Annotated in this window: 12 protein-coding genes and 1 pseudogene; 10 read left to right on the forward strand and 3 right to left on the reverse strand. The window is 73.3% G+C overall.

The window, feature by feature from the left end; translation table 11 throughout:
- Nucleotides 1–8: 8 nt before the first annotated feature.
- Nucleotides 9–989, forward strand: a complete 981-nt coding sequence (locus ACIGXW_RS25095) for an ABC transporter substrate-binding protein (RefSeq protein WP_399575085.1) — start codon at nt 9–11, stop codon at nt 987–989.
- Between the two features lie 83 nt (nt 990–1,072).
- Nucleotides 1,073–2,137, forward strand: a complete 1,065-nt coding sequence (locus tag ACIGXW_RS25100; protein WP_399575086.1) for a hypothetical protein — start codon at nt 1,073–1,075, stop codon at nt 2,135–2,137.
- Nucleotides 2,138–2,175: 38 nt separating this feature from the next.
- Here ACIGXW_RS25100 and ACIGXW_RS25105 read toward each other — a convergent pair whose 3' ends face one another.
- Together ACIGXW_RS25105 and ACIGXW_RS25110 are read right to left on the reverse strand one after the other, a co-directional pair.
- A complete protein-coding gene (locus ACIGXW_RS25105; RefSeq protein ID WP_399575087.1) occupies nt 2,176–3,318 on the reverse strand; it encodes an NADH-quinone oxidoreductase subunit D in 1,143 nt (380 codons plus the stop codon).
- Between the two features lie 68 nt (nt 3,319–3,386).
- On the reverse strand, nt 3,387–4,373 hold the full coding sequence (locus tag ACIGXW_RS25110; RefSeq protein ID WP_399575088.1) for an SAM-dependent methyltransferase: 987 nt from the start codon (nt 4,371–4,373) through the stop codon (nt 3,387–3,389).
- A gap of 121 nt (nt 4,374–4,494) precedes the next feature.
- Between ACIGXW_RS25110 and ACIGXW_RS25115 the strand changes: the two genes are divergently transcribed.
- Together ACIGXW_RS25115 and ACIGXW_RS25120 are read left to right on the forward strand one after the other, a co-directional pair.
- Nucleotides 4,495–5,694 (forward strand): sensor histidine kinase, encoded by a 1,200-nt coding sequence (locus ACIGXW_RS25115; RefSeq protein ID WP_071962318.1) that lies wholly within the window; start codon nt 4,495–4,497, stop codon nt 5,692–5,694.
- A 53-nt stretch (nt 5,695–5,747) separates the two neighbouring features.
- Complete coding sequence (locus tag ACIGXW_RS25120) at nt 5,748–6,431, forward strand: response regulator (protein WP_399575089.1); 684 nt, start codon at nt 5,748–5,750, stop codon at nt 6,429–6,431.
- A 16-nt stretch (nt 6,432–6,447) separates the two neighbouring features.
- Here ACIGXW_RS25120 and ACIGXW_RS25125 read toward each other — a convergent pair whose 3' ends face one another.
- On the reverse strand, nt 6,448–7,566 hold the full coding sequence (locus ACIGXW_RS25125; protein ID WP_399575090.1) for a DUF5937 family protein: 1,119 nt from the start codon (nt 7,564–7,566) through the stop codon (nt 6,448–6,450).
- 98 nt (nt 7,567–7,664) lie between these two features.
- On the opposite strand from ACIGXW_RS25125, the gene ACIGXW_RS25130 reads away from it, so the two are divergent.
- The 6 genes and pseudogenes from ACIGXW_RS25130 to ACIGXW_RS25155 all read left to right on the forward strand — a co-directional run bounded on the left by ACIGXW_RS25130 (nt 7,665) and on the right by ACIGXW_RS25155 (nt 13,391).
- The gene (locus ACIGXW_RS25130; protein WP_071962324.1) at nt 7,665–7,973 is read left to right on the forward strand and encodes a hypothetical protein; all 309 of its coding nucleotides are present in this window, start codon (nt 7,665–7,667) and stop codon (nt 7,971–7,973) included.
- Nucleotides 7,974–8,117: 144 nt separating this feature from the next.
- Nucleotides 8,118–9,038, forward strand: coding sequence for a Rossmann-like and DUF2520 domain-containing protein (locus ACIGXW_RS25135; RefSeq protein ID WP_399575091.1), 921 nt, complete (start codon nt 8,118–8,120; stop codon nt 9,036–9,038).
- Complete coding sequence (gene panC / locus ACIGXW_RS25140; RefSeq protein WP_071962328.1) at nt 9,035–9,901, forward strand: pantoate--beta-alanine ligase; 867 nt, start codon at nt 9,035–9,037, stop codon at nt 9,899–9,901. The genes ACIGXW_RS25135 and panC overlap by 4 nt, the downstream gene beginning before the upstream one ends.
- A pseudogene (locus ACIGXW_RS25145) lies at nt 9,898–11,559 on the forward strand (L-aspartate oxidase); the annotation flags it as partial. The gene panC and the pseudogene ACIGXW_RS25145, both read left to right, overlap by 4 nt.
- 18 nt (nt 11,560–11,577) lie before the next feature.
- Entirely contained in the window at nt 11,578–12,594 is a 1,017-nt protein-coding gene (gene nadC / locus ACIGXW_RS25150; RefSeq protein WP_399575128.1) for a carboxylating nicotinate-nucleotide diphosphorylase, read from the forward strand.
- The gene (locus tag ACIGXW_RS25155) at nt 12,594–13,391 is read left to right on the forward strand and encodes a type III pantothenate kinase (RefSeq protein ID WP_360915843.1); all 798 of its coding nucleotides are present in this window, start codon (nt 12,594–12,596) and stop codon (nt 13,389–13,391) included. Before nadC ends, ACIGXW_RS25155 begins: the two co-directional genes overlap by 1 nt.
- Nucleotides 13,392–13,449 lie beyond the last annotated feature (58 nt).

Here is a 13,449-nt window from a genome sequence, read left to right on the forward strand (position 1 = left end):
GTTTTCGAATGACCAGGACACCGCGTCGAGCGCGGACCGCCCGCGCCCTGCTGGCGGTGGCCGGCATCACCGCCCTGACGGCGGGGCTCGCCGCCTGCGGCGGCGACAGCCTGGAGAAATCCGGCGGAGGCGATAGTTCCACAAAGCCCGGCCAGGAATCCCTGGTCATCGGTTCGGCCTCCTTCACCGAGTCGAAGGTGCTGGCGGAGATATACGCCGGCCTGCTGAAGGACGCCGGATATTCGACGTCGATCAAGACCGTCGACGCGCGTGAGCTGTATGAGCCCGCGCTGGAGAAGGGCCAGATCGATGTGGTCCCCGAGTATGCGGCGACGCTCGCCGAATTCCTGAACAAGAAGCAGAATGGCAAGGACGCGCCCCCGGTGGCCTCCGCCGATGCCGAGGCCACCGTGAAGGCCCTGCGCAAACTCGCCGAGCCGCGCGGTCTCACCGTCCTCGACCCGGGCCGGGCGGTCGATCAGAACGCGTTCGCCGTCACCGCCGAGTTCGCGAAGAAACACCAGCTCAAGACCCTTTCCGATCTTGGAAAGTCCCAGGAGGCGGTGAAGCTCGCGGCCGGTGACGAGTGCTCCCAGCGGCCCTTCTGCCAGCCGGGGCTGGAGAAGACCTACGGCATACGCGTCGCGGGCATCGACCCGCTGGAGGTCGGCAGCACCCAGGCCAAGCAGGCGGTCAAGGAGGGCAAGGACCAGCTGCTGCTGACCACCACCACGGACGCCACGCTCGAACAGTTCGGTCTTGTACTTCTTGAGGACGACAAGAAGCTGCAGAACTCCGACAACGTGTTGCCGGTGGTGAATAAGGAGAAGGCGGGTTCGCAGAAGATCGCCGAGGCGCTCGGCGGGCTCAGCAGGGTGCTGACCACGGCGGATCTCACCGAACTCAACAAGAAGGTGGACGCGGAGCGCCTCAAGCCCGCCGATGTGGCCGCGCGCTACCTGAAGGAGAAGAAGCTTCTGACGAAGTGAAGGAGGAGGGGAGAAGTAAGATCAAGGGAAGAGTTTGGTGGTGGAGTCACACTCTCGTGGCGACGCACGGTAAGTTTCAGGCCATGCCACGAGGACGCCACCGCCATTCCGCACCCCTGCACCGGCTTCTTCCACCGTTGACGGTCGCCGCGACATCGGTCGCCTGCGCCGCCGGTGCCCTGGCGGTGGGCGAAACAGCCGTCATACGCGGCCTCGCCGTGGCCGCCGCGGCGGCCACCGTGGTCGGTTCCGTGCTGATGCGCCGCTGGGACCGTGCGGCGGGCAAGCGCGTCGCCCAGCTCACCGCCGCCCGCACCCGCGACGAGTGGAAGACCGAGGAGCGCATAGCCGAGCTGGAGACGGACCTCGAGGAGACCCGTCTGCTGCGCACCCGGCTCGAGGTCAAGCTCCGTGCCAAGCGCGGGGAGCTGGCCCGCCTGCGCACCGAGCACGCCGACCTGCTGCGGCGTTACGCCGCGGCCGAGACCGGACGCGCCAGCGCCCTGGAGCGCCGCCGCCTGCTCGAGAAGAGCGGCGCGCCCGGTGCGGCCAAGGCGCTGGAGGCCGCGGCCCCGGACCGTACACAGAGCACGTCCGGCCTGGACGCCTCCGCCTACCGCAAGGCCGCCGACGCCCTGCGCGACCTGAACAGCAACGCCGCGGACCAGCGTGCGGCGACGGCGAAGCCGGCCCCCGAGGTGCCGTCCGCGGCACCGGCACCGGCGTCCCCGGCCGGGGCCCCGGTGAAGCCGGGCGGCAAGAAGCAGGCGGCGAAGGCCTCCAAGCCCGCCGCCTCCAAGCCCGCCGCTGCCAAGTCCGCTGACCCGGAGTCCGTCGCCTCGAAGCCCGTCGCCCCCACGGCGGCCACGCCGTCCGACGTCCCGGCCGCCCGCCGGCCCGCGTCCCGCGCGCAGGGCGGCTTCGACTTCTTCGGCAACGCCGGTGACAAGAGCAAGGCCGGCAAGAAGGGCAAGGACGGCGCGAAGCAGTCCCAGCCCGCCACGCCCGTCGAGGAGCAGGACCTCGCGGACGTCGTCGGCGAGGAGGCCCTCGCCGAGGCGGAGGCGGACGGCGCCGTCATCGATCTCACCGCGCACGACGAGACCGAGCAGATCGACGTCGCGGAGCTGCGCACCGCGATCTCGTAGCGCGGGGCGGTCCGGGCCGGTGGCCCGGACCGCGTCGCCTACTTGTCGATGTCTCCGACGACGAAGAACAGCGAGCCCAGGATCGCGACCATGTCGGCGACCAGCGTCCCCGGCAGCAGCTCGGTCAGCGCCTGGATGTTGTTGAACGAGGCCGAGCGCAGCTTGAGCCGGTAGGGCGTCTTCTCGCCCTTGGAGACGAGGTAGTAGCCGTTGAGGCCCAGCGGGTTCTCGGTCCAGACGTAGGTCGAGCCCTCCGGGGCCTTGAGGACCTTGGGCAGCCGCTGGTTGATCGGGCCGGGCGCCAGCTCCTCCATCCGGTCCAGACAGGCGTCGGCCAGCTCCAGCGCATTGTGGGTCTGCTCCAGCAGGCACTCGAAGCGGGCCAGGCAGTCGCCGTCCTCGCGGGTGACGACCTTCAGGGTCTCCGCCAGCTCCCCGTACGCGAGGTACGGCTCGTCGCGCCGCAGGTCGAAGTCGACGCCGGAGGCCCGGGCGATCGGCCCGCTCACCCCGTAGGCGTGCACGGTCTCGCGGGAGAGGACGCCGACGCCGCGCGTACGGCCCCGGAAGATCTCGTTGCCGAGCACCAGCCGGTCGTAGACGTCCATCCGGGACCGCACCTCGGCCACCGCGTGCCGGGCCCGGCCGAGCCAGCCCGCGGGCAGGTCCTCCTTCAGGCCGCCGACGCGGTTGAACATGTAGTGCATGCGGCCGCCGGAGATCTCCTCCATCACCGCCTGCAACTCCTCGCGCTCGTGGAAGGCGTGGAAGACGGGCGTGATGCCGCCGAGCTCCAGCGGGTAGGAGCCGAGGAACATCAGGTGGTTGAGGACGCGGTTCAGCTCGGCCAGCAGCGTGCGCGTCCACACGGCACGCTCGGGGACCTCCATGCCGAGCATCCGCTCCACGGCGATGACGACGCCGAGCTCGTTGGAGAACGCCGACAGCCAGTCGTGGCGGTTGGCGAGCATGATGATCTGCCGGTAGTCGCGGGCCTCGAACAGCTTCTCCGCGCCGCGGTGCATGTAGCCGATGACCGGCTCGGCGTGCTGGACCCGCTCGCCGTCGAGGACGAGGCGCAGCCGCAGCACGCCGTGGGTGGACGGGTGCTGAGGCCCGATGTTGAGCACCATGTCGGTGCTCTCCGCCGCGCCGCCGATGCCGACTGTCGTCTCCGTCATGGGGACAGTTTCTCCCCTGACCCGCCCCTACCCGAAACCGGGGCCGCGCCCCGGGCCCCCTTTTGTCCTCAAACGCCGGACAGGCTGAAATGCAGCCCCACCGGCTGGAGCAGCCAGCCGAAGGCGCCCAGGCCGCCCGGAGCGGTCAGTTCGGCCGCTTCGCCCGCCGTGCCGAGGGCACGTACGTACGCGGCCGGGTCGGTCGAGGCCAGCGAGAGCGGCGGGCGGCTGCCGTCGACGCCCAGGGCGCGCAGCGCCTCGCGCTGGCTGATCAACGAGCTGCCCGGGCCCGCGCACGCGTCCAGGGCCACGTGCGCGGTGATGTCGCAGGAGCCGTCCGGCACGGGCCGTACCTCGCGGCCGTCGCGGAAGCCGGTCAGGGTGCCGAAGGGCGGCCGGGAGGCCCGCTCGTGGGCGTAGTCCACCGCCACGGCCAGGCCGGCCCGCAGTCCGGCGACCGCCTTGGACCAGGCGGCGTCGCGCGGATGGCCGATCTCCGCGCGGGACCCGGGGGGCGCGCCCTCCAGGGGCCACCAGCGGGCGAGCCAGTCGGCGTCCTCGCCGACGACCGGGTCGCCGAGCAGCTCCTCGCCGTCCGGCTGGACGAGCACCTGGCGCGGCGTGCCCGCGCCGTCGGCCTCGGCGACGTCCAGCGGCACGTTGTCCAGCCACTCGTTGGCGAACAGCAGGCCCTCGATCCCGGCCGGGGGAGCGTCCGTCCACTCGATGCGCGGATCGAGGCCCTCCGGGCGGTCCGCGAGCTCCACGGCGTACGGGCGCAGCCGCCCGGCCAGCTCCGGGGGGCACCGGTCGAGGACCGCGGTGACGAGTTCGCCGCGGCCCGCGCCGACATCGGCGAACGCCAGCTCCGCCGGGTGTCCGAGGGCGGCGTCGACGCGGCGCAGCAGTTCCTCGACGGCCCCGGCGTACAGCGGAGAGGCGTGCACGGAGGTGCGGAAGTGCCCCGCGGGGCCTTCGGGGCGGCGGTAGAAGCCGCCGGGACCGTACAGGGCGGCCTCGGTCGCCGCCCGCCAGGTTCTCGTTCCGCTTGCCATACGCACACGGTATGCGCGCGGCGTGCGCACGGGGCCTCCACCTTGGGGAGTAGACGGGAAGCGGTCGGATCGATCGCCGGGCTGACCCCGGCACCGCCTCGGCGTGCCTACGCTGGGTGACGTGCACCGCCTCTACGACTTTCTTCGCAGGCACCCCACCGGTGTGGACAGCTTCTGGGCTCTCCTGCTGCTGGGGCTGAGCGGCCTGGCCGTGGTCGAGGGAAGTGGGGAGGGACCGGCGGTCGTCCAGGCCGGCACGGCCCTCGCGCTGTGCGTGGTCATCGCGCTGCGTCGCAAGGCCCCCGAACGGATGATGCTGCTGGCGACCGCGGCAGGGGTGGCGCAGCTGGCGTTCGACGTGGGCCCGAACATCTGGGACTTCGCGATGCTGGTGATCATCTACACGGTGGCGTCCGGCAACACCCGCTGGGCCTCCCGCTACGCACTGGTCGCCTGTGTGGCCGCGCCCGTGCTCGCCACGCTCCGCTGGCCGGATCCGCCCGAGTACTCCTCCACGGGCAAGAGCATCATGGGGATCGTCTTCCTGACCGTCCCCTTCGTCCTGGCCTGGGTGCTGGGCGACTCGGTCCGTACCCGCCGCGCCTACTGGGCGCAGCTGGAGGAGCGGGCCACGCGCCTGGAGAAGGAGCGCGAGCAGCAGGCGCAGATCGCGGTCACCGCCGAGCGGGCCCGCATCGCCCGCGAGCTGCACGACGTCGTGGCGCACAACGTCTCGGTGATGGTCGTGCAGGCGGACGGGGCCGCGTACGTCCTGGACGCCTCGCCCGAGCAGGCCAAGCAGGCCCTGGAGACGATCTCCGGCACCGGCCGCCAGGCGCTGGCCGAGATGCGCCGGCTGCTGGGCGTGCTGCGCACGGACGACAGCGGCGAGGGCGGCGAGTACGTCCCGCAGCCCGACGTGGAGCAGATCGGCGATCTGGTCGAGCAGGTCCGCGGTGCGGGGCTGCCGGTGGAGTTCCGCATCGAGGGCGCGCCGCGGCCGCTGCCGAGCGGTGTGGAGCTGACCGCGTACCGCATCGTGCAGGAGGCGCTGACGAACACGCGCAAGCACGGCGGCCCGGACGTCGGCGCCAGCGTCCGGCTGACCTATTTCGACGACGGGCTGGGGCTGCTGGTCGAGGACGACGGCCGGGGCGCGCAGCACGAGCTGTACGAGGCGGGCGGCGCGGACGGCATGGGGCATGGTCTGATCGGGATGCGCGAGCGCGTCGGCATGGTCGGGGGCACCCTGGACGCGGGGCCCCGGCCCGGCGGGGGCTTCCGGATCAGCGTGCTGCTGCCGATCAAGTCCGGCCGCTGAACTCCGTTGCGTTCGTACGCTGACCGCACCACTACTTCCGAGAGGGACCCCGTATGTCCATCCGCGTGATGCTCGTCGACGACCAGGTGCTGCTGCGCACCGGTTTCCGCATGGTGCTGGCCGCCCAGCCCGACATGGAGGTCGTCGCCGAGGCCGGGGACGGCGCGGAGGCGCTGGAGGTGCTGGCCCGCAGCGAGGTGGACGTCGTCCTGATGGACGTCCGCATGCCGCGGATGGACGGGGTGGAGGCCACCGGCCGCATCTGCGCCCAGGACAATCCGCCGAAGGTGCTGATCCTGACCACCTTCGACCTCGACGAGTACGCCTTCTCCGCGCTGAAGGTCGGCGCGAGCGGCTTCATGCTCAAGGACGTGCCGCCCGCCGAGCTGCTGGGCGCCATCCGGGCCGTGCACAGCGGCGACGCGGTGGTCGCGCCCAGCACCACGCGCCGGCTGCTCGACCGCTTCACCCCGATGCTGCCGAGCGCGGCCAACGAGCCGACCAGCACGGAGCTGGGCCGGCTCACCGACCGCGAGCGCGAGGTGATGCTGCTGGTGGCCCAGGGGCTGTCCAACGGCGAGATCGCGGCGCGGCTGGTGCTCTCGGAGGCGACGGTCAAGACCCACGTGGGCCGCATCCTGACCAAGCTCGGCCTGCGGGACCGGGTGCAGGTGGTGGTGATGGCGTACGAGAGCGGGCTCGTACGGGCCGGTGGCGGCGGCCCGGCGGCGCACTAGCGCCCGCCCCCCCCGCTCAGCGGAGCACGCCCTCCACGAAGTCGCTGCCGAGCCGGGCCACCACCGTCAGGTCGAGCTGGTGCAGGACGTACCGGCCGCGGCGGCGGGTGGTGATCAGGCCGGCCTTCTTCAGCACCGCGATATGCCGGGAGACCTCCGGCGCGCTGATGTCGAGCGCGGTCGCCAGCTCGCCCGTGCTGAAGGCGGACCGTGCCAGATAGCGGCACATCCGCATCCGCATGTGGTGGGACAGGGCCTCCAGGCGCAGCTTGAGCAGGTCCAGGGAGGCGGGGCCGGGCAGCTCGGGCGCGGCCACGGGGTAGTGGATCACCGGGCGCCAGCCGGGGGCGTGGCCCACCCACACATGGGGCCAGCCGATGGCGGACGGGACGAAGGTGACGCCCGCGCCGACCGCGGGGTCGAGCGCGCTCGCCCGGCCGGTGCCGAGCTTGTCGACGACGATCCTGGTGCCGTCCTCCGTCAGTGTCACGGCGGGTGACACCTCGGCCAGCGCCTCGGCGAGCCCCTTGCGCCGCAGCACCTCCGTCTTGTGCCGGGCGTCGGCGGCCAGCTGGACGCGCACCCGCTGCCAGAGGTCGTTGAAGAAGGCCTCCGCGCAGTCCTCGAAGAGGCGGCGCAGCCAGGCCCGTACGGCCGGCGGGTCGTCCAGCAGCCGCTTGGCGAAGTCCAGCTGCCGGGGGCCGCGCGCGGTGGCGCGTTCGAGGGCCAGCTCGCGGGCCCTGGCGTTGACCAGCGGCGACGGGCCCTCCTGGCTGTAGTGCCGGGAGCAGGAGATCTCCAGGGCGGCGTCGACGAACAGGTCGTCGTTCAGCCGGTCCAGCTGGTCGAGGTCCTCGGCGAGCGTGGCTCCCGGCTGGCCGTGGGTGTCCGGCAGCGCCGCGAACGGCATGTTGATGTCCGAGAACGTCGAGGTCCACAGGAAGTCCGCCTCGCACAGCCGGTCCGCGAGGTCCGGCTTGAGGGAGGAGTTCGTCGCCGTCGTCCAGCCGTGCAGGCCCGGGTGGTGCCCGGGCTCGGCCAGGGCGTGCAGCGCGGTGCACAGCTCGGCGAGGGGCGCGGGGCGGAACACCAGGCGCTCGGTGGGCAGGCCCGCGATGTCGATCATCACGCTCATGGGGCCATCGTGCCTCTCTTTCCGCAGGTCGGGGCGTCATTTGACGTTCCTTGTCAATCCATGGGGCAACCTCTCGCCAAGCGGCGCACCGTGGAGACATGAACGCCAACCAGCAGCACATGCTCGACCTCTACCGCTTCGCACAGCACGACGAGCCGGCCCCGCCGGCGCCGGGTACCGGCGATCTCCGGGCCCTCCGCGCGTTCCGCACCTGGCGCCGGTTCCAGGCCGTCGTCGACGAGCGCACCGCCGCCCGGCGCGGCCGGTGGGCGGTCCTGTTCGGCCGCCCGAGGACCTCAGCCGCCCCCGCGGCCGGTACGTCCCGGCCCGTACCCGCGGCGGCTCCCGTGGTCCCCGCCGCCGCCCGGCCGGCCGGGCGGTCGGCGGACCCGCGCTGCCGCGCCTGACCCGCCCCGGGCCCGGCGCCGGCCCGTCGGCCACCGTTGTCCACAGCCCTGGGGACGGCCAGGGAGCCCTCCGCCCGCCTCGCGTAGCATGACAAGGGAATCGTCCGGTACCCCCGCGGACTGGAACGGAAGGCATCCCGCCGCGTGAACGCACACCTCTCGCCCGAGCATGCGAGCCCTCAGGACCGCCCTGCCCGGCTCACCGTCGGCGTGGTCGGCGCGGGCCGCGTAGGCCCCGCCCTGGCCGCGTCGCTGCAGCTCGCCGGGCACCGCCCGGCCGCCGTCTCCGGCGTCTCCGACGCCTCCCTGCGACGGGCGGCCACCATGCTCCCGGACGTGCCGGTCATGGCCCCCGCCGACGTGCTCGCCCACGCCGAACTGGTCCTGCTGACGGTGCCCGACGACGCCCTGCCCGGGCTCGTCGCGGGCCTCGCCGAGACCGGTGCCGTGCGCCCCGGGCAGCTCCTCGTGCACACCTCCGGCCGGCACGGCACCGCCGTGCTCGACCCGGCCACCCGCGCCGGCGCCCTGCCGCTGGCCCTGCACCCGGCGATGACGTTCACCGGCACCCCCGTCGACGTCCAGCGCCTGGCCGGCTGCTCCTTCGGCGTCACCGCCCCCGAGGAGCTGCGCCTGGCGGCCGAGGCCCTCGTCATCGAGATGGGCGGCGAACCCGAGTGGATCGAGGAGAGCGCCCGCCCGCTCTACCACGCGGCCCTCGCCATCGGCGCGAACCACCTGGTCACGCTCGTCGCCCAGAGCATGGACCTGCTGCGCACCGCCGGGGTCGAGCACCCCGCCCGGATGCTCGGCCCCCTCCTGGGCGCGGCCCTCGACAACGCCCTGCGCAGCGGCGACGCCGCCCTCACCGGCCCGGTGGCCCGCGGCGACGCCGGCACGGTCGCCGCGCACGTCGCCGAGCTGCGCGCCCACGCCCCCCAGGCCGTCGCCGGCTACCTGGCGATGGCCCGCACGACCGCGGACCGCGCCCTCGCGCACGGCCTGCTCAAGCCCGAACTGGCGGAGGACCTGCTCGGCGTCCTCGCGGACGGAGGCAACCAGTGACCACCCAGCTCGCCCGCACCGCCGAGGAGCTGCACGCCCTCCCGCGCGCGGGCCGCCGCGCCGTCGTGATGACGATGGGCGCCCTGCACGAAGGGCACGCCACCCTCGTCCGCGAGGCCCGCCGGCTGGCCGGACCCGACGGGCAGGTCGTGGTCACCGTCTTCGTCAACCCCCTGCAGTTCGGGCCCGGCGAGGACCTCGACCGCTACCCGCGCACCCTGGACGCCGACGTCCTGCTCGCCGGGCAGGCCGGTGCCGACGTCGTCCTCGCCCCCGCCGTCGACGAGGTCTACCCCGGAGGCGAACCCCAGGTCCGTATCACCGCGGGCCCCATGGGCGAGCGCCTCGAAGGCGCGTCCCGCCCCGGGCACTTCGACGGCATGCTCACCGTCGTCGCCAAGCTCCTGCACCTGACCGGGCCCGACCTGGCGCTCTTCGGCCAGAAGGACGCCCAGCAGCTGGCCCTGATCCGCCGCATGGTGCGCGACCTCAACTTCCCCGTCGAGATCGTCGGCGTCCCCACGGTCCGCGAGGGCGACAACCTCGCGCTCTCCAGCCGCAACCGCTACCTCTCCGACGCCGACCGGGCCACGGCGCTGGAGATCTCCCGCGCCCTGCTGACCGCCGGGCAGGCCGCCGGGCTCGGCGCGGCCGCCGTCCGGCGCTCCGCCCGCGCGGTCCTCGACGGCGCGGCGGGGATGGAACCACCGCTGCGCCTGGACTACGTGGCCCTCGTCGACCCCGCCGACTTCACCGAGGTCCCCGACGACCACACCGGCGAGGCCGTCCTCGCCGTGGCCGCCAAGGTCGGCACCACCCGTCTGATCGACAACCTCCCCCTGACCGTCGGAGCGGCACGATGACCGGCATACGACTGCACGCACCCCGCCCCGGCTGGGTCGTCGACGCCGACGTCGTCGTCATCGGCTCCGGCGTCGCCGGCCTCACCGTCGCGCTGCGCTGCGCCGCCTCCGGCCAGAAGGTCACCGTCGTCACCAAGGCCCGCCTCGACGCCGGCTCCACCCGCTGGGCCCAGGGCGGCATAGCCGCCGCGCTCGGCGAGGGCGACACCCCCGAACAGCACCTGGACGACACCCTCGTCGCCGGCGCCGGCCTCTGCTCCGACGAGGCCGTGCACACCCTGGTCACCGAGGGCCCCGACGCGGTGCGCCGCCTCATCGCCACCGGCGCCCGCTTCGACACCGACGCCGAGTCCGGCGAGATCCTGCTGACCCGTGAGGGCGGACACCACCGCAGCCGCATCGCCCATGCGGGTGGTGACGCCACCGGCGCCGAGATCTCCCGCGCCCTGGTCGAGGCCGTGCGCGCGGCCGGCATCGAGACGATCGAGCACGCCCTCGTCCTGGACCTCCTCAAGGACGCCGACGGCCGTGCGGCGGGCGTCTCGCTGCACGTCATGGGCGAAGGCCGGCACGACGGCGTCGGCGCGGTACGGGCCGGGGCCGTCGTCCTGGCCACCGGCGGCATGGGCCAGGTGTTCTCCGCGACCACCAACCCCGCCGTCTCCACCGGCGACGGCGTCGCCCTCGCCCTGCGGGCCGGCGCCGAGGTCTCCGACCTGGAGTTCGTCCAGTTCCACCCCACCGTGCTCTGGCTCGGCCCCGACGCGGAGGGCCAGCAGCCGCTGGTGTCGGAGGCGGTGCGCGGCGAGGGCGCCCACCTCGTCGACGCCGACGGCCACCGCTTCATGGTCGGCGCGCACGAACTGGCCGAACTCGCCCCGCGCGACATCGTCGCCAAGGGCATCCTGCGGCGCATGCGCGAACAGGACGCCGAGCACATGTACCTCGACGCCCGGCACTTCGGCGCGCAGATGTGGGAGCACCGCTTCCCCACGATCCTGGCCGCCTGCCGGGCGCACGGCATCGACCCGGTGACCGAGCCGATCCCCGTGGCACCGGCCGCGCACTACGCCTCGGGCGGAGTGCGCACGGACCTGTACGGACGCACGACCGTGCCGGGGCTGTACGCGTGCGGCGAGGTCGCCTGCACCGGCGTGCACGGCGCGAACCGGCTGGCGTCCAACTCGCTCCTCGAAGGCCTCGTCTTCGCCGAGCGCATCGCCGCCGACCTCGCCGGCGCCACCGTCCCCGCCGGCCACCCGCCCCTGACGGACGAGCCCGCGGCGCCCCTCATCGCGCCCGCGGACCGCGCCGCGATCCAGCGCACCATGACGCTGGGCGCCGGAGTGCTGCGCTCCCGGCAGAGCCTGGAGCGCGCGGCGGCGGAGCTCGCCCGCATCCGCGAGGAGGCCGCCGACAGGACCGTCGAGCCCGGCACCGAGGCGTGGGAGACCACCAACCTCCTCCTCGTCGCGCAAGTACTTGTCGCGGCCGCCCTCCGCCGCGAGGAGACCCGCGGCTGCCACTGGCGCGAGGACCACCCCGACCGTGCGGACGCCACGTGGCGCCGGCACCTCCTCGTGACCCTGCGCCCGGACCGTACCCTTGCGGTCTCCACCACCGAATCGGCCGCCTTCCCGTCTGTTGCAACTCCCGCCGCCCTCAAGGAGAACCGCGTGAGCACCCACGACGACCGTCCCCTGCACCAGCTCGGCCGTCCCGGCCAGGAGAGCGCCGAGGCCGCCGCCGGTGGCTGCGGCGACGCCTGCGGCTGCGCCGCCGGCGAGTACGACGCGGACGCCTTCGAGTGCGGGCTCGACCCCGAGCTCGCCCGCCTGATCGCCGAGGCCGGGCTGGACCCGCTGCAGATCGAGGACCTCGCCCACCTGGCCATCGAGGAGGACCTCGACGGCGGCAAGGACATCACGACCTTCGCGACCGTCGCCGAGGACGCCGTCGCCACCGGTGACTTCACCGCCCGCGAGGCCGGCACCGTCGCGGGGCTGCGCGTCGCCGAGGCCATCCTCTCCGTGGTCTGCACGGACGAGTTCGAGGTCGAGCGGCACGTCGAGGACGGCGACCGGGTGGAGGCGGGCCAGAAGCTGCTGACCGTCCGCACCCTCACCCGCGACCTGCTCACCGGCGAGCGCAGCATGCTCAACATCCTGTGCCACCTCTCCGGCATCGCCACCGCGACCCGCGCGTGGTCCGACGCGCTGGAGGGCACCGGCGCCGCCGTCCGCGACACCCGCAAGACCACGGTCGGACTGCGGGCCCTGGAGAAGTACGCGGTGCGCTGCGGCGGCGGCGTCAACCACCGCATGTCGCTGTCGGACGCGGCGCTGGTGAAGGACAACCACGTCATCGCCGCCGGCGGCGTCGCCGAGGCGTTCAAGGCCGTACGGGAGGAGTTCCCGGACGTGCCGATCGAGATCGAGGTCGACCGCATCGACCAGATCCCGCCGGTCCTCGAGGCGGGTGCCGACCTGATCATGCTCGACAACTTCACCCCCGAGCAGACCCGCGAGGCCGTCGAGCTCGTCGCGGGCCGGGCGCGGCTGGAGTCCTCGGGCCGTCTGACGCTGGCCAACGCCCGCAGCTACGCCGAGACCGGCGTCGACTACCTGGCCGTCGGCGCGCTGACCCACTCCTCCCCGATCCTGGACATCGGGCTGGACCTGCGGGAGGTCTGATGCTGCTCACCATCGATGTCGGCAACACCCAGACGGTTCTCGGCCTGTTCGACGGCGAGGACATCGTCGAGCACTGGCGCATCTCCACCGACCCGCGCCGCACCGCCGACGAACTGGCGGTGCTCCTGCAGGGCCTGATGGGCCGCCATCCGCTGCTCGGTGACGAACTGGGCGACGGCATCGAGGGCATCTGCATCTGCTCGACGGTCCCCTCGGTGCTGCACGAGATGCGCGAGGTGACCCGCCGCTACTACGGCGACGTGCCGGCCATCCTGGTCGAGCCGGGCGTGAAGACCGGCGTGCCGATCCTCATGGACAACCCCAAGGAGGTCGGCGCGGACCGCATCATCAACGCGGTCGCCGCCGTCGAGCTCTACGGCGGCCCGTGCGTCGTCGTCGACTTCGGCACGGCCACCACGTTCGACGCGGTCAGCGCGCGCGGGGAGTACGTCGGCGGCGTGATCGCCCCCGGCATCGAGATCTCGACCGAGGCGCTGGGGGTCAGGGGCGCCCAGCTCCGCAAGATCGAGATCGCCCGGCCGCGCAGCGTCATCGGCAAGAACACGGTCGAGGCCATGCAGTCCGGCATCCTCTACGGCTTCGCGGGCCAGGTCGACGGCGTCGTCAACCGCATGGCCCGCGAGCTGGCCGAGGACCCGGACGACGTCACGGTCATCGCCACGGGTGGTCTGGCTCCCCTGGTCCTGGGAGAGGCCTCGGTCATCGACGAACACGAACCCTGGCTGACCCTGATCGGCCTCCGCCTCGTCTACGAACGCAACACCCCCCGCCCCTGACCCGGGGCTCCGCCCCGGACCCCGGTCCTCAAGCGCCGGACGGGCTGGTTTGTTGCCC

Source organism: Streptomyces sp. NPDC053079, assembly GCF_044546695.1.
Classification (GTDB): domain Bacteria; phylum Actinomycetota; class Actinomycetes; order Streptomycetales; family Streptomycetaceae; genus Streptomyces.

Coding starts and splice junctions, on each gene's coding strand:
- ACIGXW_RS25095 (WP_399575085.1), top strand. CDS start 9: ATGACCAGGACACCGCGTCGAGCGCGGACCGCCCGCGCCCTGCTGGCG.
- ACIGXW_RS25100 (WP_399575086.1), top strand. CDS start 1,073: ATGCCACGAGGACGCCACCGCCATTCCGCACCCCTGCACCGGCTTCTT.
- ACIGXW_RS25105 (WP_399575087.1), bottom strand. CDS start 3,318: ATGACGGAGACGACAGTCGGCATCGGCGGCGCGGCGGAGAGCACCGAC.
- ACIGXW_RS25110 (WP_399575088.1), bottom strand. CDS start 4,373: ATGGCAAGCGGAACGAGAACCTGGCGGGCGGCGACCGAGGCCGCCCTG.
- ACIGXW_RS25120 (WP_399575089.1), top strand. CDS start 5,748: ATGTCCATCCGCGTGATGCTCGTCGACGACCAGGTGCTGCTGCGCACC.
- ACIGXW_RS25125 (WP_399575090.1), bottom strand. CDS start 7,566: ATGAGCGTGATGATCGACATCGCGGGCCTGCCCACCGAGCGCCTGGTG.
- ACIGXW_RS25130 (WP_071962324.1), top strand. CDS start 7,665: ATGAACGCCAACCAGCAGCACATGCTCGACCTCTACCGCTTCGCACAG.
- ACIGXW_RS25155 (WP_360915843.1), top strand. CDS start 12,594: ATGCTGCTCACCATCGATGTCGGCAACACCCAGACGGTTCTCGGCCTG.